Annotated in this window: 19 protein-coding genes and 2 pseudogenes; 16 read left to right on the top strand and 5 right to left on the bottom strand. The window is 63.2% G+C overall.

Annotated features, from left to right (window positions below; genetic code table 11):
- The first annotated feature begins 105 nt into the window (after window positions 1–105).
- The 12 genes from JQ575_RS16590 (at window position 106) to JQ575_RS16645 (ending at window position 13,040) form a co-directional block, all read left to right on the top strand.
- The gene (locus tag JQ575_RS16590) at window positions 106–285 is read left to right on the top strand and encodes a hypothetical protein (RefSeq protein WP_212034300.1); all 180 of its coding nucleotides are present in this window, start codon (window positions 106–108) and stop codon (window positions 283–285) included.
- Between the two features lie 210 nt (window positions 286–495).
- On the top strand, window positions 496–1,842 hold the full coding sequence (glmM, locus tag JQ575_RS16595) for a phosphoglucosamine mutase (protein ID WP_211998557.1): 1,347 nt from the start codon (window positions 496–498) through the stop codon (window positions 1,840–1,842).
- 173 nt (window positions 1,843–2,015) lie between these two features.
- Window positions 2,016–3,275, top strand: a complete 1,260-nt coding sequence (locus tag JQ575_RS16600; protein ID WP_212034301.1) for an MFS transporter — start codon at window positions 2,016–2,018, stop codon at window positions 3,273–3,275.
- 389 nt (window positions 3,276–3,664) lie between these two features.
- Window positions 3,665–4,483 (top strand): outer membrane protein, encoded by an 819-nt coding sequence (locus JQ575_RS16605; RefSeq protein ID WP_212034302.1) that lies wholly within the window; start codon window positions 3,665–3,667, stop codon window positions 4,481–4,483.
- 214 nt (window positions 4,484–4,697) lie between these two features.
- Window positions 4,698–5,519 (top strand): outer membrane protein, encoded by an 822-nt coding sequence (locus tag JQ575_RS16610; RefSeq protein ID WP_212034303.1) that lies wholly within the window; start codon window positions 4,698–4,700, stop codon window positions 5,517–5,519.
- A gap of 128 nt (window positions 5,520–5,647) precedes the next feature.
- Window positions 5,648–6,238, top strand: coding sequence for a glutathione S-transferase family protein (locus tag JQ575_RS16615; protein WP_212034304.1), 591 nt, complete (start codon window positions 5,648–5,650; stop codon window positions 6,236–6,238).
- A gap of 17 nt (window positions 6,239–6,255) precedes the next feature.
- A complete protein-coding gene (locus JQ575_RS16620) occupies window positions 6,256–6,726 on the top strand; it encodes a GNAT family N-acetyltransferase (RefSeq protein ID WP_212034305.1) in 471 nt (156 codons plus the stop codon).
- Between the two features lie 177 nt (window positions 6,727–6,903).
- Window positions 6,904–7,188 (top strand): hypothetical protein, encoded by a 285-nt coding sequence (locus tag JQ575_RS16625; RefSeq protein ID WP_212034381.1) that lies wholly within the window; start codon window positions 6,904–6,906, stop codon window positions 7,186–7,188.
- The gene (locus tag JQ575_RS16630; protein ID WP_212034306.1) at window positions 7,185–8,357 is read left to right on the top strand and encodes a phosphoserine transaminase; all 1,173 of its coding nucleotides are present in this window, start codon (window positions 7,185–7,187) and stop codon (window positions 8,355–8,357) included. The genes JQ575_RS16625 and JQ575_RS16630 overlap by 4 nt, the downstream gene beginning before the upstream one ends.
- Before the next feature lie 138 nt (window positions 8,358–8,495).
- Window positions 8,496–10,085 carry a phosphoglycerate dehydrogenase gene (gene serA / locus JQ575_RS16635; RefSeq protein WP_212034307.1) on the top strand — a complete coding sequence of 530 codons (1,590 nt, stop codon included), beginning with the start codon at window positions 8,496–8,498 and terminating at the stop codon, window positions 10,083–10,085.
- A 226-nt stretch (window positions 10,086–10,311) separates the two neighbouring features.
- Window positions 10,312–11,982 (top strand): mucoidy inhibitor MuiA family protein, encoded by a 1,671-nt coding sequence (locus JQ575_RS16640; RefSeq protein WP_212034308.1) that lies wholly within the window; start codon window positions 10,312–10,314, stop codon window positions 11,980–11,982.
- Window positions 11,983–12,203: 221 nt separating this feature from the next.
- On the top strand, window positions 12,204–13,040 hold the full coding sequence (locus JQ575_RS16645; protein ID WP_212034309.1) for an enoyl-CoA hydratase-related protein: 837 nt from the start codon (window positions 12,204–12,206) through the stop codon (window positions 13,038–13,040).
- A gap of 129 nt (window positions 13,041–13,169) precedes the next feature.
- Here the strand turns inward: JQ575_RS16645 and JQ575_RS16650 are convergent, their stop codons facing one another.
- The 5 genes from JQ575_RS16650 to JQ575_RS44635 all read right to left on the bottom strand — a co-directional run bounded on the left by JQ575_RS16650 (window position 13,170) and on the right by JQ575_RS44635 (window position 17,769).
- Complete coding sequence (locus tag JQ575_RS16650) at window positions 13,170–14,525, bottom strand: esterase-like activity of phytase family protein (RefSeq protein ID WP_212034310.1); 1,356 nt, start codon at window positions 14,523–14,525, stop codon at window positions 13,170–13,172.
- 153 nt (window positions 14,526–14,678) lie between these two features.
- The gene (locus JQ575_RS16655) at window positions 14,679–15,479 is read right to left on the bottom strand and encodes a heme ABC transporter ATP-binding protein (protein WP_212034311.1); all 801 of its coding nucleotides are present in this window, start codon (window positions 15,477–15,479) and stop codon (window positions 14,679–14,681) included.
- Window positions 15,476–16,579 carry an iron ABC transporter permease gene (locus JQ575_RS16660; protein WP_212034312.1) on the bottom strand — a complete coding sequence of 368 codons (1,104 nt, stop codon included), beginning with the start codon at window positions 16,577–16,579 and terminating at the stop codon, window positions 15,476–15,478. The genes JQ575_RS16655 and JQ575_RS16660 overlap by 4 nt, the downstream gene beginning before the upstream one ends.
- Complete coding sequence (locus JQ575_RS16665; protein WP_212034313.1) at window positions 16,576–17,529, bottom strand: hemin ABC transporter substrate-binding protein; 954 nt, start codon at window positions 17,527–17,529, stop codon at window positions 16,576–16,578. Before JQ575_RS16665 ends, JQ575_RS16660 begins: the two co-directional genes overlap by 4 nt.
- Before the next feature lie 33 nt (window positions 17,530–17,562).
- Window positions 17,563–17,769 carry a hemin uptake protein HemP gene (locus JQ575_RS44635; RefSeq protein WP_249166685.1) on the bottom strand — a complete coding sequence of 69 codons (207 nt, stop codon included), beginning with the start codon at window positions 17,767–17,769 and terminating at the stop codon, window positions 17,563–17,565.
- Window positions 17,770–18,030: 261 nt separating this feature from the next.
- Between JQ575_RS44635 and JQ575_RS16675 the strand changes: the two are divergent.
- The 4 genes and pseudogenes from JQ575_RS16675 to exbB all read left to right on the top strand — a co-directional run bounded on the left by JQ575_RS16675 (window position 18,031) and on the right by exbB (window position 22,251).
- Window positions 18,031–20,405: pseudogene (locus JQ575_RS16675) on the top strand (TonB-dependent hemoglobin/transferrin/lactoferrin family receptor).
- Window positions 20,406–20,554: 149 nt separating this feature from the next.
- On the top strand, window positions 20,555–20,890 hold the full coding sequence (locus tag JQ575_RS16680) for an antibiotic biosynthesis monooxygenase (RefSeq protein ID WP_212034315.1): 336 nt from the start codon (window positions 20,555–20,557) through the stop codon (window positions 20,888–20,890).
- 12 nt (window positions 20,891–20,902) lie between these two features.
- A pseudogene (gene hutX, locus JQ575_RS16685) lies at window positions 20,903–21,430 on the top strand (heme utilization cystosolic carrier protein HutX).
- Window positions 21,431–21,504: 74 nt separating this feature from the next.
- Window positions 21,505–22,251, top strand: coding sequence for a tonB-system energizer ExbB (gene exbB, locus JQ575_RS16690; protein ID WP_249166693.1), 747 nt, complete (start codon window positions 21,505–21,507; stop codon window positions 22,249–22,251).
- Window position 22,252 lies beyond the last annotated feature (1 nt).

Raw genomic sequence — 22,252 nt, forward strand, 5'->3', positions numbered from 1 at the left:
AATTTCTTTTCTGTGTCGTCATCTAGCATGGTTGGTACGTCAGCCAAATCAGGCTTGCGGAACCCTGCGGTGAGGACATCCCAAGGAAACTTCCAAGGACATCTCATGACCGGACCTGATCGCCATCCCAAGCCCGTCCGCGAATCCCGCGAGAGCGCTGAAAAGCGCCGGTTGGACGAGGCCCTGGAGGAGGGGCTGGAGGAGACCTTTCCGGGCTCGGACCCCGTGAATGTGACCCAGCCGCCGCCGTCGAAGGGCGACCATCACATCAAGCGGAGCGATTAAGGGGTACCCAGGCAGCGGATGAATTGAAAAATATCATGTTTTGCAATGGTTTATGCGCCAATCGCGGTTTCCCGTGCCGGTAATGATTCATCATATTTTTTGAAGCCATTTTAGCGCCTGAGGGACTATAAGGCCGGTGCACGTTATGATGGTGGGCGTTCGCTGCTTCTTGCCGGATGGTTTAAGAGGCACGGAATGGCTGGGGGTTATATGAGCCGCAAATATTTCGGTACCGACGGAATTCGGGGCCGTGCCAATGGTCTGATCACGCCGGAGCTCGCACTCAAGGTGGGGCAGGCGGCCGGCCTGGTGTTTCAGCGCGGCGATCACCGCCATCGCGTCGTCATCGGCAAGGACACGCGGCTGTCCGGCTACATGATCGAATACGCCATGGTCGCGGGCTTTACCTCTGTCGGCATGGATGTGCTGCTGCTCGGCCCGATGCCGACGCCGGCGGTCGCGATGCTGACCAAGTCGATGCGCGCCGATCTTGGCGTGATGATATCGGCCTCGCATAATCTGTTCGAGGACAACGGCATCAAGCTGTTCGGCCCGCAGGGTTTCAAATTGTCCGACGACGTCGAGAAGCAGATCGAGCAATTGCTCGACGAGCCGATCGACCGGCGTCTGGCGCAGAGCGCCAGCCTCGGCCGTGCCCGCCGCATCGACGGCGTCCATGACCGCTACATCGAATTCGCCAAGCGGACGCTGCCGCGCGAACTCTCGCTCGACGGCCTGCGCGTCGTGATCGATTGCGCCAACGGCGCGGCCTACAAGGTGGTGCCGGAAGCGCTGTGGGAACTCGGTGCCGACGTCGTCGCCATGGGCGTCGATCCTGATGGCTTCAACATCAACAAGGAATGCGGCTCGACCTCGCCGGAGGCATTGAGTCGGAAAGTGCGGGAAATGCGCGCCGACATCGGCATCGCGCTCGACGGCGACGCCGATCGCGTGATCCTGGTCGACGAGCGGGGCCATGTGGTCGACGGCGACCAGCTGCTCGCGGTGATCGCGCAGAGCTGGAAGGAAGACGGCCGTCTCGCCAAGCCCGGCATCGTCGCCACCGTGATGTCCAATCTCGGGCTGGAGCGTTTCCTCGAAGGCATCGGGCTGGAGATGGTGCGCACGCCGGTCGGCGACCGCTATGTGCTCGAGCAGATGCTCAAGCAGGGCTACAATCTCGGCGGCGAGCCGTCGGGCCACATCATCCTGTCCGACTATGCGACGACAGGCGATGGTTTCGTCGCGGCGCTGCAGGTGCTGGCCGTGGTGCAGAAGCTGCGCCGTCCGGTGTCGGAGGTCTGCCACAAATTCGATCCGCTGCCGCAGATCCTGAAGAACGTACGCTATCGCAGCGGCAAGCCGCTCGACGACGCCGAGGTCAAATCCGCGATCGTCGATGGCGAGAAACGCCTCAACGGCTGCGGCCGCCTCTTGGTCCGCTCGTCCGGCACCGAGCCCGTGATCCGCGTGATGGGCGAGGGCGACGATCGCATCCTGGTCGAGGAAGTGGTCGACCACATCGTCACCGCCCTCGGCCACGCCGCCGCGGCGTAGGCGAGCTCTCTCATGCGGCGTTTCTTCCTTCTCCCACCCACAAGGGGAGAAGGGAAGAAGTGCCTGCCAGTGTCCTCAACGCATCGCAGCTATTAGCTATTGATGCTGGTCGCAGCACCGCGCGCGGCGTAGGAACGGGCATTATTGCAAGTCGATATTCGGGAATCGCGCCCTTGAACAAGCCCGTCACCGTCTCCGAGGAAGCGCTCACCGCGCCCGTGGTGGTGCCCGACGTGTCGCCGGCGCTCGCCGCCAAGGCGGCCGCCGCGGGGCCGGCCTATATCGTGCTGGCCGGGATCAGCTTCTCGCACTTTCTCAACGACACCATGCAGTCCCTGATTGCGTCGGTCTATCCGATCCTGAAGGACAATTACGCGCTGGACTATGCGCAGATCGGCCTGATCACGCTGGCGTTCCAGTTCACCGCGTCGCTGCTGCAGCCGCTGGTCGGACACTTCACCGACAAGAAGGCGCAGCCGTTCTCGCTCGCGCTCGGCATGGGGTTCACGTTCTTCGGCCTGCTGCTGCTGAGCGTCGCGCATCAATACGCGATCATTCTGATCGCAGCCTCGCTGGTCGGATTGGGATCGGCCGTGTTCCATCCGGAATCGGCGCGGATCGCGCGGCTGGCCTCGGGCGGGCGCTATGGCTTTGCGCAATCGGTGTTTCAATTGGGCGGCAGTTTCGGCACCTCGATGGGGCCGGTGCTGGCGGCGTTGATCGTGGTGCCGTTCGGCCAGCCCAGCATCGCCTGGTTTTCCTCGATCGCGTTTCTGGCGATCGTGATCCTGTGGCGGATCGGCGTCTGGTACCGGCCGCAGATCACGACGAAGAAGTCCGCCGTGGTCGAACGGCATCCGGATGCGCCGGACGCGCGCCGCGTCAAGATCGCGCTCGTGGTACTGGTCGCGCTGCTGTTTTCAAAACAGCTCTATGTGTCGAGCCTGTCGAGCTATTACATCTTCTATCTGATCGACAAGTTTGGCGTCTCGACCCAGGCGGCCCAGCTCTATCTCTTCATCTTTCTCGCCGCCAATGCCGCGGGCGCGTTCTTCGGCGGGCCGCTCGGCGACCGCTATGGCCGCAAATACGTCCTCTGGTTCTCTATCCTCGGCGCCCTGCCGTTCACGCTGGCCCTGCCTTACGCCGGACTGTTTGGCAGCGCGGTGCTGACAATCATCATCGGCTTGATCCTTTCCTCGGCGACGTCATCGATCATCGTGTTCGCGCAGGAGCTGATGCCGCATCGCTTTGGAATGATTTCCGGCGTGTTCTTCGGCGTCGCCTTCGGCATCGGCGGGCTCGGGGCGGCGGTGCTCGGCAAGCTTGCCGATCACACCGGCATCGCCTTTGTCTATCAGCTCTGCGCCTTCCTGCCGGCGCTCGGCCTGCTCGCCGTGTTCCTGCCGAAGATGCCGAAGCTCGCGCGTTAACGAAGCGTTTGCAAACGGCGCGGGCAAGCAATCGGGTAGGTCAGCATCCGTGTCATTTCCGTCAACACATCGTTAGGATGTATGGCGGTTTCGCCATTTTCGGTGCTGCAAATGCATCAGGTTGCATGCTGCATAAACGCCCGCGCGAAAAACATGCGAGCGCCATCAGAAAACTGGATTCCGGTTTTTCGTTCGATCGCGCTCAAAAAATATAAGTGGCGCATGATCTTATCGCCGAACCGCGGCGCACTTCGGCGGATCATGCGCAACGGATTATCAACCTTAAAAATTAGGGTTAAGCGCCGCTTAAGCATTTGCTGGCATCGTCCGCCCGTGAGTTTTTGATGTGGGGCCTCCGCAGCGCCTCACCGGACAAAAGGACGAAGCCAATGCGTAGCGTTAAGTCTCTTCTTGCCGCCGGAGCGGCATCCCTGTTGTCGTCGGTGGCCTTCGCCGCGGACATGGCCATCGCGCCCCCGCCCCAGTATGCGCCGCCCCCGGTGGTCGAAGACTTCGGTGGCTGGTATCTGCGCGGCGATATCGGCTTCAGCAACCAGCGGGTCGAGCGTCTGAACAACGTGCTGGACACCGTCGGCTCGCCGACGTCAGTTCAGAAAAACAGCTTCGGCGCCGCGGGCATCTTCGGCCTCGGCGTCGGCTACAAGGTCAACAACTGGTTCCGCGCCGACATCACCGGTGAGTATCGCGGCAATTCGCAATTCTTCGGAACCGATCACCTGACGTATGCAGGCCCCGCATACGGCGTCGACACTTATAATGCTACCAAGTCGGAATGGGTCGTTCTCGGCAACGCCTATGTCGATCTCGGCACCTGGTGGTGCGTGACCCCGTTCATCGGTGCTGGTGTCGGTGGCGCGCGCGTCCAGATCGCCAACTTCACCGACACCAATACGCCGACCGGTGGCGTAGCCTTCGGCGACACCACCGCGAAGTGGAATTTTGCCTGGGCGGCCCACGCCGGTGTCGCTTACAAGGTCACGCCGAACTTCACGGTCGAACTGGCCTATCGCTATCTCGACATGGGCGACGGTCTGACCGGCGATCTCCGCCGCTTCGATGGCGTCAACACCGTCAACAACCCGACGACGTTCAAGAACATCACCTCGCATGACCTCAAGCTCGGCGTGCGCTGGAACCTGGAAAGCCCGCAGGTCTATGCGCCGGCGCCGCTGATGCGCAAAGGTTAATTGCGACTGCCATCCGTTAAGGATTGAGAACGGCGCGGGATCTTCCCGCGCCGTTTTTGCTTCTGGCGGGCCCGCAGCTGGCGCCTGCCGCAGGCACGCGACGGGTTTGGCTTTTTCGCGCAAGATCACGTCGCATCGGAGCCTGCGATAACGATTGGTTAGGGTTAACGAGCGATGATCAAAGCAAGTTAGAGTTGGTCGATGGAGTACTGCGATGCGTCGTTTTTTGCTGGTGGCGGTGATGTGTGGCGCGGCGGCTGGCGCGCAGGCGGCCGATATGCCGGACTTGCCGATTCTACGCGGCAGTTTCACCGACGGGTTGAGCAGAACCAGCATCAACTGGTCGGGCGTCTATGTTGGCGGCCACGTCTCGCACGGTGCGGCGGACATGGACTTCACCAATTCCGGCCAGGACCTGCTCGCCAAGCTCCTCAACAATCTCGATCTGGAATCGCAGTTCAACATCTCGCAGTGGCCTCTGCTCGGCAAGTCCCACATGCAGAGCAGCGGTTACGGCGGGTTCGTCGGTTATAATTTTCAGTGGAGCGAAGCCCTCATCGGTATCGAGCTGAACTATACCCACGGCAACTTCTTCGGTTCCAACAGTGGTTCCCAGGGTCGCTCGTTCCAATACCCCACCGATTACATATCGACGGCGCGCGTGTCCTCGAGCGCCTCGATGAAGATCACCGATTACGGCTCGTTGCGGGTACGTGGCGGATACGCCATCGACAGCTTTCTGCCATATGGATTTGTCGGCGTTGCGATGGGGCAGGCGAATATCAATCGCAGGGCCGATGCCAACATTGATTATCTCTATGTCGGCACGAACGGACTTCCCAATTACTCTGCAGCCGGTTTCCTGACAGACAACGCCAACTCCAAGTTCATCACAGGATTTGCCGGCGGTCTCGGCATCGACATGATGCTGTATGCGGGTCTGTTCCTGCGCGCCGAGTGGGAATATCTCCGGTTCACCTCCAGTGTCGATACCACCGTCAACACGGTGCGCGCGGGCCTGGGCTACAAGTTCTGATGGGCTACAGGCTCAGACCTGGCCTCAGGCTTGGCCTCAAGACTTGGCCTGGTCCGGCGTCGATCCTGATACCGTTGACAGATTTGCCGCGGGCTGTTGCACTGTCGCCATAACGAGGGCGGCGGCGCATGAAAATCTACGGCGATACCAATTCCGGCAACTGCCTGAAGGTGAAGTGGGTGTGCGACAAACTCGCGCTGCCCTATAGCTGGGTTGCGATCGACACGCTCAAGAGCCAAACCCGCACCACCGAGTTCCTCAAGCTCAATTATGCCGGCCAGGTGCCGGCGGTCGAATTCGACGACGGCCGCACGCTGGCGCAGTCCAACGCCATCATCCGCTATCTCGCCCGCGGCAGCGATCTCATTCCAGCGGATCCGTTCGCCGCCGCGAAGATGGACGAATGGCTGTTCTGGGAACAATACAGCCACGAGCCCTATATCGCGGTCTGCCGTTTCCAGATGTTCTATCTCGGGAAATCTGCCTCCGATCTCGACCCCGACAAGGTCAAGCGCGGCTATGCGGCGCTGGCGCGCATGGAGCATCAGCTCGCCATCACGCCGTTCCTGGTCGGCGACGCCGTCTCGCTCGCCGACGTTTCGCTGCTGGCCTATACAAGGCTGGCGCATGAAGGCGGTTTCCATCTCGACGGCTATGCCGCCGTGCGCCGCTGGATCGGCGAGACCGAAAAATCGCTCGGCCTTCCGCCGGCGCGCTGAATTCACCGGAAAGCTCCATGGCCACCGTTTCGCAAGTCACCATCCGTCGCGCGCGCCGTGACGATGTCGGTCACATCGTCGTCATGCTGGCCGACGATCCGCTCGGTGGCCCGCGCGAACGGCTCGAAGATCCGCTGCCGCAAGCCTATTTCGACGCGTTCGATCGCGTCGCGGGCGACCGGAACATCCATCTCGTGGTCGCCGAGGACGGCGAGGGCGCTGTCGTCGGCTGCCTGCAGCTGTGCATCCTGCCCGGCCTGAGTTCGCAGGGCGCCGCGCGCGGCTTACTCGAGGATGTCCGCGTCGCCAGCCATTGCCGCAGCCGGGGCATTGGCGAGCAGTTGGTGCAATGGGCGGTTTCAGAAGCGCGAGCCAACGGCTGCAAGCTGGTGGAACTGCTGACGCATCATACGCGCGTCGATGCGCAACGGTTTTATGAACGGCTTGGATTCGCGCGCAGCCATGTCGGCATGACCTTGAGATTCTGAGCTTTATTTTTGTGCAAAGTTGGGTCGCGGCGCAGGCAATTGCCTGGAGCAGTCGTGACTCTGCAATCCCATTAACAGGCGATAAACTACCTCGATCTCCGTGATTTTACGGAGAGGAACGTCTCCGCTATGTCAGCGTCTCCCATGGGGCCGTGGGCAACTCTGGGGGATTTTTCGATGAAGGATTATTCGATCGTTCGGATCGGCAATGAATATGTCGTGCAGGCCGGCGAAAAGAGCGTTCTGAAAACCTCGAGCCGGCGAATGGCCGCCAGGCTCATCAACGATGCGGCTGGACTGCTGGAGCAGCAGCCGGTCTCATCCACAGCTGTCGATGCTTCAATCACCTGTGATATCGGAAGCGCCCGAAGTTCCTTGACGATCGGGCGCGATTCCCCTAATGACCGCCGCGGGACACCTCCCCCCAACGGGAGGCTTGCTATCTGGAAGGATAGAATATGACCGTAGCGAAGCCCGCTTCGCGGCCAAATGTGCCGCATTTCTCCTCCGGCCCCTGTGCCAAGCGCCCCGGCTGGAATCCCGCAAATCTCAAGGAAGCCGCGCTCGGCCGTTCGCATCGCGCGAAGGTCGGCAAGGCCAAGCTCAAGCTCGCGATCGAATTGACGCGCGAAGTGCTTGAAGTGCCAGCCGGTTACAAGATCGGCATCGTGCCGGCGTCCGATACCGGCGCGGTCGAAATGGCGCTGTGGTCGCTGCTCGGCGCGCGCCCCGTCACCACCATCGCCTGGGAATCCTTCGGCGAAGGCTGGGTCAGCGATATCGTCAAGGAACTGAAGCTCAAGGACGTTACCAAGCTGCACGCCGGCTATGGTGAAATCCCCGATCTTTCCAAGGCCGATCCCGCCTCCGACATCGTCTTCACCTGGAACGGCACCACCTCGGGCGTGCGCGTGCCCAATGCCGACTGGATCAAGGCTGACCGCGAAGGCCTCACGATCTGCGACGCAACGTCTGCCGCTTTCGCGCAGCCGCTCGATTTCGCAAAGCTCGATGTGGTGACGTTCTCCTGGCAGAAGGCGCTGGGCGGCGAGGCCGCGCATGGCATGCTGATCCTCTCGCCGCGCGCCGTGGAACGGCTGGAGACCTACAAGCCGGCGTGGCCGCTGCCGAAAATCTTCCGCCTGACCAAGGGCGGCAAGCTCAACGAAGGCATCTTCGAAGGCGAGACCATCAACACGCCGTCGATGCTGTGCGTCGAGGATTATCTCGATGCGCTGAACTGGGCGAAATCGATCGGCGGCCTCAAGGCGCTGATCGCGCGCGCCGACGCCAACACCAAGGCGATTGCCGACTGGAAGGCCAGGACGCCGTGGATCGATTTCCTGGCCAAGGATGCGGCGATCCGCTCCAACACCTCGGTGTGCCTGAAATTCGTCGATCCCGCGATCACCTCGCTGACGGCGGACGCGCAGGCCGACTTCTCCAAGAAGCTGGTCGCGCTGGTGGAGAAGGAAGGCGCCGGTTACGACTTCGCCTATTACCGCGACGCGCCGGCGGGCCTGCGGATCTGGTGCGGCGCCACCGTGGAAGCCTCCGACGTCGCGCTGCTGACGCAATGGATCGACTGGGCGTTCGCCGAGACCAAGGCCGCGTTGCCGAAGGCTGCTTAACTCTCCAGTTAGCCGTCGTCCCGGCCAAGCGAAGCGCGAGCCGGGACCCATAACCACAGCACGGAGTATGGGTCCCGGCTCTACGCGCCAAGCGGCGCTTCGGCCGGGACGACGATCGATTTCCCAAAGGAACATCAAATGTCCAAACCCAAAGTCCTCATCTCCGACGCTCTCTCCCCGGCCGCCGTGCAGATCTTCAAGGACCGCGGCATCGATGTCGACTTCCAGCCCAATCTCGGCAAGGACAAGGACAAGCTCGCCGAGATCATCGGCAATTATGACGGGCTAGCGATCCGCTCCGCAACCAAGGCGACCGCGAAAATCATCGAGAAGGCCAAGAAGCTGAAAGTGATCGGCCGCGCCGGCATCGGCGTCGACAATGTCGAGATTCCCGCCGCGACCGCCAAGGGCATCATCGTGATGAACACGCCGTTCGGCAATTCGATCACGACCGCCGAACATGCGATTACCCTGATGCTGGCGCTGGCACGCGAGATTCCGCAGGCCGACGCCTCGACGCAGGCCGGCAAGTGGGAGAAGAACCGCTTCATGGGTGTCGAGATCACGGCCAAGACGCTCGGCGTGGTCGGCTGCGGCAATATCGGCGCGATCGTCGCCGACCGCGCGCTCGGCCTGCGCATGAAGGTGATCGCCTTCGATCCGTTCCTGTCGCCGGAGCGCGCCAAGGACATCGGCGTCGAGAAGGTCGAGCTCGACGATCTCTTGAAGCGTGCCGATTTCATCACGCTGCATACGCCGCTGACCGAGAAGACAAAAAACATCATCGATGCCGCGGCCATCGCCAGGATGAAGAAGGGTGTGCGCATCATCAACTGCGCCCGCGGCGGCCTGGTCGACGAGCAGGCGCTGGTCGATGCCCTGAATTCCAAGCATGTCGCAGGCGCCGCCTTCGACGTCTTCATCGAGGAGCCCGCTACCTCGAACGTGCTGTTCGGCCATCCCAACGTGATCTGCACGCCGCATCTCGGCGCCTCCACCACCGAAGCGCAGGAGAACGTCGCCCTGCAGGTCGCCGAGCAGATGTCGGATTATCTTTTGACCGGCGCGATCTCCAACGCGGTCAATTTCCCCTCGATCACCGCCGAAGAGGCGCCGAAGCTGAAGCCGTTCATTGAACTGGCCGAGAAGCTCGGCTCGTTCGCGGGCCAGCTCACCGAGAGCGGCATCCTCAAGGTGCAGATCACCTATGAGGGCCATGTCGCCGAAATGAAGATCAAGGCGATCACCTCGGCGGTGCTGTCCGGCCTGCTGCGGCCGATGCTGGGCGACGTCAACGTGGTCTCGGCGCCTGTCGTTGCCAAGGAGCGCGGCATGGTGGTCGACGAGATCGTGCGCGCGGCGCAGAGCGATTACGAAAGCCTGATCACCGTCACCGTCGTCACCGAACGCCAGGAGCGCTCGGTGTCGGGTACCGTCTATCACGACGGCAAGCCGCGGCTGGTCGACATCAAGGGCATCCGCGTCGATGCCGAGTTCGGCAAGTCGATGATCTACGTCACCAATGAGGACAAGCCCGGCTTCATCGGCAGCTTTGCCGGCCTGCTCGGCGACGCCAAGATCAACATCGCGACCTTCCATCTCGGCCGCGTCAAGCAGGGCGGTGACGCGATCGCGCTGGTGGAAATCGACGGTGAAATTCCGGCCGACGTGCTCGCCAAGGTGCAGGCGTTGCCGCAGGTCAAGCAGGCCAAGGCGCTGGTGTTTTAAAGACGCGTTTCACTTCTCGTCGTCCCGGCTCAAGGCCGGGACGACATTGTGCCCATATTCCGCGGCCGTTGGCGTCCTCCGTTGCCTTCCGCCGCGGTGCGGCCTCGCATAAGCCTCACGGAAACCCCAATCGAACCAGTTCCTCTCTCGCAACGTCTCATCACCAGGGGGGGTGGGATTGTTTCGCTTCGCCGTTCAGCAGGCGGCCTTTAGGAGAGGGAAACCAATGCAGTTTCTAGCCAAGTATCTTGTGACGACCAGCCTCGTCGTGGTTGCGGCGTTGGCCGCAGCACCGGGGCGGGCGGCCGATGTTCCTGCCATTTCGGCTGTCGATGCCGTCACCGTCTATCCCGACGGCGCCAGCATCACCCGGGTCATCACCCTCGATCTTCCGGCCGGCGACCACTCGGCTGTGCTGAAGGATTTTCCGCTGACGCTGGATCCGTCCTCGCTGCGGGTTGAGGGCGAGGCGGGCGCAAAACTCACCATTGGCGCCATCGACGCCAGGCCGCCGCGCGCGGCGCCGCCGGTCAATCTGCCCGAACTCGACAAGCGCATCGAGGCGTTGAAGGACCAGCGCGCCGATCTGCAGGGCGCCATCAATTCAGCCGCGGCGCGACGCAAATTCGCCGAGCGCTTTGCCGATGCCTCGCCGGCCGGGATCGGCGACAAGGGCGAGGCGCGCCCGATTGCCGAATGGCGCGCGGCTTTTGCGGCCGTGGCCGAGGAAGTCGCCACTGCCGACAGCGCGATCCGCGATGCCGAACGCAAGCAGCGCGAGCTCGACCGTGAGATTGCGCGGCTGGAAGCCGACCGCGCGCAGAAGCCGCCGAGCAAGCTCGAGGTCCGGATCGAGCTCGCCGCCGCGGCCGCGACCAAGGCCACGCTGCGGGTGACCTATGCGGTGCGTAACGCGCGCTGGACGCCGCTCTATGATGCCCGTCTCGACACCGGCGCCAAGGACCGCAAGCCCGCGCTCGAACTGGTGCGCCGCGCCGAAATCACCCAGAACACCGGCGAGGACTGGTCGAATGTCGCGCTCGCGGTTTCCACCGTGCGCACCGCGCGCGGCGGCAAGGCGCCGGATCTGAATTCGCTGATCGTGCAATATCCGCCGCCGCCGCGGGCTTCAGCCTCCATCAGCGGTGGCATGGATGCCGCCAAACCATTGGCGCGCGCGGCCCCGGCGGCGGCGCCCAGGACGGTTGAGGCGTTGATACCGAGCACCGCCCTTGAGCAACAGGCCACGGCTGAAGTCGACGGCTTCCAGGTCACCTTCAAGATTCCCGGCCGCGTCAGCCTCGGCGCCAGCGAGGGCGCCAAAAGCTTGCGCGTCTCCTCTGCGATTATCGCGCCCGATCTTGCGGTCCGCGCCGTGCCGGTGCTGGACCCGACCGCATTCCTCGAAGCGAGCTTCAAGCAGACCGAGGACGCGCCATTGCTGCCCGGCCGGGTCTCGATCTATCGCGACGGCGTGTTCGTCGGCCGCGGCCAGATGGCCGCCGCCGGCAAGGACGAAACCGTGCGGCTCGGCTTCGGCGCCGACGACAAGATCAAGATCGAACGCACCGTGGTGAAACGCAACGAGGGTTCGGCCGGCCTGATCGTGACGACGTCGAAGACCGACGAACGCTCGTTCAAGACCACCATCCGCAACGGCCACGACTTCCCGATCAAGGTCGCGATCGAGGATCAACTGCCGGTCAGCGAGAACGAGGACATCCAGGTCGAAATGCTGTCGTCCTCGACGCCGCCGACCACGACCAACCTGCGCGACAAGCGCGGCGTGCTGGAATGGGCGTTCGAAGCCAAGCCCGGCGAAGTCCGCGATATCGGCTTTGCCTGGCGCGTGCGCTGGCCCAAGGACAAGGGCGTGGTGATGATTCCGGCGGGTTAGCTCGTCATGGCCGGCTTGTTCCGGCCATCCACGTCTTTCCTGGTGAGAAAATAAGCAAGACGTGGATGCCCGGAACAAGGCCGGGCATGACGGAGGTGAGCAATAGCCGCGGGGTGGTGGTCTGCATCCCGCGGCCTTGCTGTCACTACAGACTTCCTCTCTGATACCGGCATCACCGCCGACGACCGCCGAACAGGTCCGCGAACAGGGAGAAGCCACCAATGCCCTACGAACACATTCTCGTCGATGATCCCCGGCCGCGGGTCCGGCGCGTCACGCTCAATCGCCCGGAGAAGCGCAACGCGCTGAACAACCGTCTGCGGGCGGAAGTGTTCGAGGTGCTGGAGCAGGCCGATCGCGATCCTGATATCTCGATCTCGATTGTTCGCGGCGCTGGTCCCTGTTTTTCCGCAGGGTATGATCTCTCCGCCGATAATCGCGTCGACCAGCCCTATCACTCGGCCGCAGGCCCGGGCCAATGGTCGCGGCACGTCGTCGAGGGCTGGTTCGGGATTTGGGATCTCGCAAAGCCCGTGGTGGCGCAGGTGCACGGCTATTGCCTTGCCGGCGGCACGGAACTCGCGACCGCCTGCGATATCGTCTACGTCGCCGACGATGCGCAAATCGGCTATCCGCCGGTGCGGCTGATGAGCCCGCCCGACATGCAGTATCACCCCTGGCTGGTCGGCATGCGCCGCGCCATGGAGCTGATGTTGACCGGCGATGCGATGTCCGGCCGCGAGGCCGCCGAGTGGGGGTTCGCGACGCGGTCATTTCCGCTCGAAGAGCTGGATGCGCGCACGCTGGATTTCGCCGAGCGCGCCGCCAAAGTGCCGGTCGAATTGCAGCAGCTCAACAAGCGCTCGGTGCATCGCGCGATGGAGATCATGGGCGCCCGCGCCGCGATGCGCGCCGGCACCGAAATCCAGGCGCTGGCGTTCACGACGGAAGCTTCCCGCAATTACATGTCGACATTTCGCCGCGACGGTGGAAGCGTGAAATCACAGCTCGACCAGCGCGACGCGACGTTTGGGGATTATCGGACAAGGAACGAGTAACCGCGCGAGTGCAGTTAGATACCCACCGTCATTGCGAGCGAAGCGAAGCAATCCATCTCCCTGCGCGGGGATAGATGGATTGCTTCGTCGCTTCGCTCCTCGCAATGACGGCCGATAGGATGGAGGCCTTCACTTCGCCTTCAAAAACTCACCCACTTCCAGCAGCACGAACTCGTTGTCGTCGGCCTTGTTCGGATCGCGGCTCGATGAGAACGGCAGATTGTTGTCGTTGCCGACGATGATGTGGGTGTCGTCGACGCGGTCGACGTTCTCGATGGTGAAGAACGGGAACGTCAGCACGCCGTCATTGAGCGGCTTCTTTGCCTTCTTCTCGGGATCCTTGATCTTCATCAGGTCGATATAGGCGATCTTGCGCACCGGCTTGCCCACGTTCGCATCGCTAAGCTCGACCTTGTAGACGCGCTTGAATTTGGCCAGATCCGGGAAGCAGTTTTCGCCGCGGGTGCCTTGCGGGCAGGCCTTGTCCGCGGTGCCTTCGCCATTGTCGCGCTCGATGATCAGGCCGGAGGAGGCGTCGATCATGTTGAAGTCGCCGATCGCGTGGCCGTTGGCCTCGAACACATAGTGCCAGTAGCGTCCGGTGAATTTCTCCGCCGCGACGTCGAATTCGAGGATCCGCGCGGCTTCCTTGCCGTCGACCTTCTCCCAATCCTTTTTCTCGACATCCCACAGCGGGCCTTCCAGCAGGCCGTAGAGGAACTTGCCGTCCTTCGATCCGCCAAAGCCTTCATAGCCCTTGGAGCGGCGCAGGTTGACGGTGGTGTAGCTGGCGCCGGGCGCGCCCGGCGACTGCACCGACCAATGATCGGGCGAACGTACCGGCTTGCCGTCGGCGGTGGTGTCGAACACGGCGAGCACTTTTCCGGTCTTGTCGGCTTTCAGGATGTAGGGACCGAATTCATCGCCGATCCAGAAAGTGTCGCCGATGATCTGAAAACCTTCGGTGTCGAAGTCGGCGCCGGTGAGGTAGCGCTTGGCGGTGGATTCGTGGACGATGCGGAACGGCACCTTCTTGTCGGGGTCATGCAGGAAGACGGTTTCCTGTCGGTCGATCTTGCCGGTCGCCCAGTCGATCTTGTGCCGGTTCAGGTACAGCATCGAGTCAGCCGAATTGTAGCGCGAGCCCATGCCATTGTCGGTGAGCACCCAGAACGAGCCGTCCGCCATCACCTTGATGCCGGAATGGCCCTGCAGCGGTTGGCCCTTGAAGGGTAGCGCGACGCCGGTCGGGCGCTCATAGGATTTTCCCATCACGCTGCCGACGGCATCCACGCGGCGGCCGGTGGTATATTTGCCTGATGTCTTGAGATCATCCGGCGCGTCGGCGGGGGCTTCGACAAAGGATTGCGCGGGCAGGACGGCGTGGCCCTTCAGCGTGGCGGGAAACTCGCCTTCGCCTTGCGCAAACGCGGCACCTGTAGCCAGAAAGACCGAGGCGACGGAACAGAGCAGTGACATGCGCATGTTAGTATCTCCTGTGAAAAGCGATGCCGTGTTCTCCGGGGAGCGTGTAACAGCCGCCTGACAGTTTTGTGAAACGCCGGTGATGCCGTTGGATAAAGTTGCGGCCTTACGCCGCCCGCGCGAACGAGGATCCTTAGGCGGATCCTTGGGCGGCTACCGGGTCGCGACCGGCCGCATGGTCTGCGGCAGCAGGAACGGCACGCCATGGTCGGTATATTCGACCGTGACGTCCACCTCGAAGATGCGGCGGATGGTTTCGGCCGTAATGGCGTCGGTGCGGCCGCCGTCGATCGCCAGCCTGCCGCGGTGCAAGAGCACGATCCGGTCGGCGAAACGCATCGCGAGATTAAGGTCGTGCAGCACCGCGATCACGGCCGTGCCATTGCGCGCGCGCAGCTTCGCGGTTTCCACCAGGTCGATCTGGTGGCGCATGTCGAGGCTCGAGGTCGGCTCGTCCAGGAGCAGCAATCCCGGCCCGTGCTGCGCCTCGCCGCAGGCGAGTTGCACCAGCACGCGGGCAAAATGCGCGCGCTGCTGTTCGCCGCCGGACAAGGTCGGCAATTGCCGGTGGCTGAAGCGCTCCAGCCCGACCTCGTGCAGCGCCGTCTCGACCAGCCTTTGCGCGGCGGCGCGGCTGTTGTCGCCGGCGCCCATGGCGACGATCTCTTCGACCGTGAACGGGAAGGTGACGGTGACATGCTGCGACAGCATGGCGCGATGCTGGGCCAATTGGCGCGGTCTGTAGGCGTCGATGTCGCGCCCTTTGAGTTCAACGTGGCCGCGGGTCGGGCGGAGGTCGCCGGACAGCATCCGCAGCAGCGTCGACTTGCCGGCGCCGTTGGGCCCGACGATCGCGATCATCTCGCCGGCAGCGACGCGAAGATCGATCGCGTCGACCAGGGTCGCGTCACCGATCCGCAGCGAGACCGACCGCGCTTCGAGGATCGGGTTCATAGCCCGACCAACCCGCGCTGGCGCAGCAGCATGGCAAGGAAGAACGGCGCGCCGACCGCCGCGGTCAGGATGCCGATCGGCATTTCCGCAGGCGCGACGATGGTGCGCGCCAGCGTATCGGCGCCGACCAGCAGGATCGCGCCGAGCAATACGGAAGCCGGCAACAGCAGCCGATGCGCCGGCCCGATCACCAGCCGCAGCAGATGCGGCACCACGATGCCGACAAATCCGACGACGCCGCAGATCGACACCGCGACGCCGGTCATCGCCGACACCAGCACGATCGAAATCCGCTTCAGCCGCTCGACGTCGACGCCGCTGTGAAACGCTTCGGCCTCGCCGAGCACCAGCACGTCGAGCCCGCGGCCAATCCACAGGCAGGCGATCAGGGCGAACAGAAGTACCGGCGCCAGCGTGGCGACCTTGGGCCAGGTCGCGCCGCTCAGCGAACCCAACAGCCAGAAGGTGATGTCGCGCAACTGGCGGTCGTCGGCGATGAACACCAGAAGCCCGATGCCAGCATTGGCGATGGCGGCGATCGCCAGCCCGGCCAGCAGGAAGATCGCAATCGAGGTTCGTCCCGAACGGCTGGCGATGCCGTAGAGCACGATGGTGGTCGCCAGCGAGCCGAAGAAGGCGGCGAGCGGCAGCAACTGGTTCTGCATGAAGCGCAGGCTTTCGCCGAGATGGCTGTCGGTGAACACGATCGCGCAGGCCGCCGCAAACGCGCCGCCGCTGGAGACGCCGACGAGGGCGGGATCGGCCAGCGGATTCCGGAACAGCCCCTGCATGATGGTGCCGGACGCGGCGAGCAGGCCGCCGACCATCGCCGCCGCCGCGATCCGCGGAATCCGGATCGACCACAGCACGAGCTGATCGCGCGCCGCCAGCGGATGCGGCGACGCATCGCTCCACAGGCCGAGCGCGGCCGGAAGCCGTGCTAAGGGAATTCCCGCAGCACCCATCGTCAGCGCGATCAGCGCCGCACCAGCGAGCGCCAGCAGCAACCCGACCAGCGTCAGCGTGGCGGCGGGCCGCAGCGTGGGGCCGCTGCGACGCTGTTTCGCGCCGTCCGCCTCGGCCGGCGCCACGGCGGTCATTGCCGGCAATTTGCCGTCAGCACGGCCGGCGTGAAGCTCGCCGCCTGCGGCGCCAGCGCCGGATAGAGCTTGACCGAGAGGTCGCGCGCGGCGGCGGCGGTGCGCGGGCCGAAGCCGAGCAGATAGAGGCCTTCCATCGAGATGAAAGCCTTGTTCGCCACCACAGGCGTCATCGCGAAGGCCGGGTGGACGTAGACCGCTTCGGCTTCCAGCGAATCCTTGCTGCGCTGGATCGAGAGCACCACGTCGGGCCTGGCTGCGACGATCGCCTCGTCATTGATGATCTTGTAGCCCTCATAGCTGTCGATCGCGTTGACGCCGCCGGCCAGCGCGATGATTTCATTCGCCGCGGTCTTCTGGCCGGCCGCCATGGCGCGGCCGTTGAGCAGCGACATCACGAACATCACGCGCACGGGGTTTGTCACCTTGGCGCGCAGCGCGCGCAGTTGCGCCAGGTCGCCGGATACGGCCGCGGTCAGGCATTCGGCGCGCGCGTCGGCGCCCATGGCGTGGCCGACCAGCTTGATCTTGTCGAGCAGGCCCTGTTCGGAAAATGTTTCGGGCACCAGCACCAGCGGCACCTTTGCCGCCTCCAGCACATCCATGGTTTCCTTCGGTCCCGATCCCTGCACGGCAAGCACGAGCGAAGGGTTGAGCCCGAGCACGCCCTCGGCCGAGAGCTGGCGCATATAGCCGACATTGGGTTTGTCGCGCAGCGCCGACGTCGGATAGAGGCTGGTCGCATCGACACCGGCCAGCCGGTCCTCAAAGCCCAGCGCGTAGAGGATCTCGGTGATGGCGCCGCCGATCGAAACGATCCGCGCCGGATCCGAAATCGTGACGTCGCGGTTGCGCGCGTCATGCACCGTGATGCCCGCCGCAAGCGCGGCGCCGCCAATGGCGAAGGCGCAAGTGGTGGCGAGCAGAGCGAGTGTGCGAGAAATTGTCATTCAGGTATCACTTGCAGGGATCACTTGCAGGCATCACTTGGTCAGGATCAGCTTGTTCTGCGACGTCAGCCGCAAGCGGTAATTCTCTTCGCCGTGCGCAATGATGATCTCGCGTTCGGTTGCAAACAACTCGCGGCTGTCGAGCCGGTTGCCGCTCATGACAACCGATCGTGCTGCAACAGGGGGATGCCCTGCTTTCCCAGCGGCGTCTCCGAGTTTGTCTCCGGACGGTGCGGCCATCTAATTCTGTTGTGCCCCAAAGAAGTTCTTATGATCCAACCTTGTATAGGTGGGCCCAAGCGCAATCCAACCGCGGCAATTTACAATAGATATAAAGTGTGCCCTGCGGTCATTGACCGCCCTGACGCCACCGCTTAACCAATTGTGACAGAATGCGGGCCGGGGAGCCCGCGTTCGAAAAGTGGTAGCCAGCAAGCAGCTCGCACGTCGCGCAGCGCCCGCCAGCCAGACCCGAGAAATAGCTAACAGGTTGGGGTTGTTATGGCTGACGGGGCTAGGTATCCGCGCGCCCTTCTTTTGGGCGCGTCGGTGGTGTCATTTGCGTTGCTGATGGGCGATGCCGCGGTTGCACAGACCGCGGACACGCAGGAGACCGATCGTCCGTCGGAACGGAAAAAACAGGCCAAGCGCAAATCCGCCAAACCGCAAGCCGAGCAGCAGGCTTCCGCGCCGGTGTTGAATGCGTATGCGCAGGTCGGCCGCGCACCCGTGCAGGCGCTCGACACCATCACTGTTGCGGCATCGAAGACCGAAGAGCGCGCGATCGACGCGCTGGCGCCGGTCAGCGTCGTGACGCTGGAGCAGATCCAGGGACGTCAGGCCTCTACGGTCGGCGATCTGCTCTATAATATCCCCGGCGTCTGGGTGCAGAACCGCGGCGATGAGCCGTCCACCGCGATCAACATTCGCGGCCTGCAGGATTTCGGCCGTGTCGCCGTGGTGGTCGACGGCGCCCGGCAGAACTATCAGCGCACCGGCCATTTCGCGAACGGCTCGTTCTTCCTCAATCCCGAATTGATCGCCGGAATCGATATCGTGCGCGGCCCGACCGCGAACATCTACGGCTCCGGCGCGATCGGCGGCGTGGCCTCGTTCCGCACCAAGGACATCGAAGACGTGGTGCGGCCGGGCGAGCGTTGGGGCGTGGATGCCAAGACGATTCTCGGCACCAATTACGGCCGTGCGCTGGGTTCGGTCTTCGGTGGCGTTCACGTCAACCCGAACGTCGATGTGTTTGCCGGCGGCACCTACAGCACGCAGGAGAACTACAAGGACGGCACCGGCTATGAGGTTGCCAACACCGGAAACCGTCTCAACCGCGGTATCGGCAAGCTGACGGTGCGGCCGGCCGACGGACACGAGGTCAAGCTCGGCGCGATCTTCCAGGAGAATATCTACAGCGTGGGCCAGCCGCCGCGCCGCGCCGGTGATCCCAATTCGACCAATGCGAACGGCACCAACAACCTCAACGGAACGTCGATCTACGCGACCAATGTAAAGAACTACACCACCACGCTCGGCTGGAAATACTCGAAGCCTGAGGACAAGTGGTTCGATTGGGACGCGAAGGTCTACTGGAATCGCACCGATAACGACCAGATCAAGACGGGACATACGACCACGACGGCATCGACCTATTGCGGCGGAGTCCCCGGAAATGCGGTCTCCGGCTGTATCGGCAGCAACCGCGGATACCTGCTCGACACGATCGGTATCGATGTGCACAACACGACGCGTTTCGAGACCTACGATTGGCGTCACGCCGTTACCTACGGGCTCGATGCATTCCAGGACAAGGTGTCGACCGAGGTCTTCGCGGAACCTCCGAGGTGACGACGCCGGGCGGCAGGCGCACGGTCTCCGGCGGCTTCGTGCAGTGGAAGGCCAATTACACCTCGATGCTCGAAGTGGTGGGCGCGCTGCGTTACGACAATTACAAGCTGGAATCGGGCACGACATCTTCCAGCGGCGACCGCTTGTCGCCGAAGATCACCGTCGGTCTGATGCCCCTGGCTGTGCTGACGCCCTACGTCAGCTATGCTGAAGGCTACCGCGCGCCGTCGATCACCGAGACGCTCGTCAACGGGCCGCATGCCGGCGCCACCCCGCAAGACTCGTTCTTCCGCTGTCCGTCGGGCACGCCGGGTCCGGGCGCCGATTCGACATTCTGCTTCGTTCCCAATCCGAACCTGCGGCCCGAAATCGGCAAGACCAAGGAAATCGGCTTCAACCTGAAGAAGAACGACGTGTGGGTTGCCGGCGACAGCATCCGCGGCAAGTTCAATTTCTTCCGCAACGATATTACCGACTACATCGATCAGGTTGCGTTCGGAACGCCGGTCGTCGTTCCGGGCTTTGGTAGTTTCTTCCCGTTTCTGCAGTACCAGAACGTTGCGAGGGCCAGGATCCATGGTTTCGAGGCCGAGGCCATGTACGACGCCCAACTCTGGTTCCTCGGGGTCGCCGGCACCCTCCAGGAAGGCAAGAATCTTCAAACCAATTTCGGGTTGTACAGCGTCCCGCCGCAGAAGCTTACGACGACGGCTGGTTTGAGGTTCCTTGAGAATACCTTGGTGGTCTCCGTAATGTGGACGTCGGCGAAGGCTAACAGGGACATTCCTGTGACCTATACGCCGGCAACGTCGTACGATCTCGTCAACCTGTATCTTCAATACAAGCCGACGCCCGACCTGACCCTCAACCTCTCTGCCGAGAATATCTTCAACACGTACTACCGGCCTTACGCCATCCCGGTCGGCAGTGCCGGCGACACGCAGAACGACGTGAAATGGGCGAGTGCGGGTCCTGGAATGGTCTTCAAGGGCGGTCTCAAATATCACTTCGGAGGCACCTGATCGGAGTAAGAAAAATCGGCGGTCTTGTTTGAGAGATTGCCACCATTAGGGCTCCGGGCCGTGCTGATGTCCCAGCGCGGCCTCGGAGCATTTCTGCGTTACAATATGATCGGGCCAGATCGGCTGCGACGACAACCAAGGAGATTTCCATGTTTATCGCGATGAACAGGTTTCAGGTGAAGCTGGGCCAGGAGCAGGCTTTCGAGACGGTGTGGGCAACGCGGGAATCCTATCTCGGCAACATGGTCGGCTTCGTCGAATTCCATCTGCTCAAGGGTCCGGTCGCCGACGACCACACGCTGTATTCGTCGCACACGACCTGGGTCGACAAGGCGGCGTTCGAGGCCTGGACCCGCTCGGAAGAATTTCGCCGCGCCCATGCCCGCGCCGACAACAAGACCGGCGAAAGCCTCTATCTCGGCCATCCCAAGTTCGAAGGTTTCGAGGTGATCCAGTCCGAGCGCAAAACCAGCGCCGCCGCCTGACGGGAGGCCTGCATGTCGAGCACGCAGAGCGCCGATCTCAAGGCGTATATGGCGGACAATCCGGGCGCGGTGATCGAGGACGTTGCGCGCGAGCGCAACGTCACGCCGCGCGCGGTGATCGAGGCGATGCCCGAAACGATGGTGCGCATCGGTGCCGGCAGCCATTTCGCCGCCGCGATGCAGGACATCGCGCAATGGGGCGAGGTGACGCTGATCGTCCATACCGTTGATGCGATCTTCGAATTCACCGGCGCGATCCCGGCGGGCGAGGTCGGCCGCGGCTATTTCAACCTGATGCAGCCCTAGGGATCTAACAAGGGATTGCACGGCCATCTCAGGCATGAACGCTGCGACGCGGTCGCCTTTGTCGAGCGGCCCTTCATGGGCAAGTCGTCGGCGTTCGTCGCCTTCATCAATGTCGATGGCGGCATCATGTTCAAGGTGTTCGTCGGCCGCGACGAGACCCGCGCGTTGCGCGGCGATCAGCTCAAGCGTTTTCAGTCGCTTGCGGACAGCCTTGCTTCGGCAAAGGCGGCCTGACCATCCGCAGTGTTGTCAGCCGGGAGGTGACCATGCAGCAGAATGTGTGCAAGTCGGGAAGGCCGGCGGTCTTGATGGCCGCTGGCGTGGCAGTATTTCCGGGGGCGGCGCTTGCCGCCACCGATACCGCGTTGCTGCCGCGCAATCTCTCGCCGTGGAACATGTTCGTCAACGCCGACATCGTGGTGCAAGCCGTGATGGTCGGATTGGCGTTTGCCTCGCTGGTGACCTGGACGATCTGGCTGGCGAAGACGCTCGAGATCAGGCGCAAGACCGCGACCGCCAAACGGCGTATCGGCCTGCTCGAGGCCGATACGGTGCTCGCCGACGTCGAAAAGCAGTGCCGTGGCGGCGGCGACGCGGTGGCGCAGATCGTGCAGTCCGCGGCGCGCGAAGCCAGCCTGTCCGGCGGCATCGCCGATGACGGTTTCAAGGAGCGGATCGCGCTGCGGCTGGAGCGGGTCGAGGCCGCGATGTCGCGGCAGATCGCGCGCGGCACCGGCGTGCTGGCGACCATCGGCGCCACCGCGCCGTTCGTCGGCCTGTTCGGCACGGTGTGGGGCATCATGAATGCCTTCATCGGCATTTCCGAGGCCCACACCACCAATCTTGCGGTGGTCGCGCCCGGCATCGCGGAGGCGCTGCTGGCGACCGCGCTGGGACTGGTGGCGGCGATCCCGGCAGTCGTGATCTACAACCATCTGACGCGCACGATATCGGCCCACCGGGCGCTGCTTGGCGACGCCTCTGTCATGGTGATGCTGCTGATCAGCCGCGAGGGCGATCACGGCTCGTTCCGGCTGGCGCGCGCCGCGGAGTGAA

The sequence above is a fragment of the Bradyrhizobium sp. JYMT SZCCT0428 genome (assembly GCF_018131075.1).
In the GTDB taxonomy this organism is placed as follows: Bacteria; Pseudomonadota; Alphaproteobacteria; order Rhizobiales; family Xanthobacteraceae; genus Bradyrhizobium.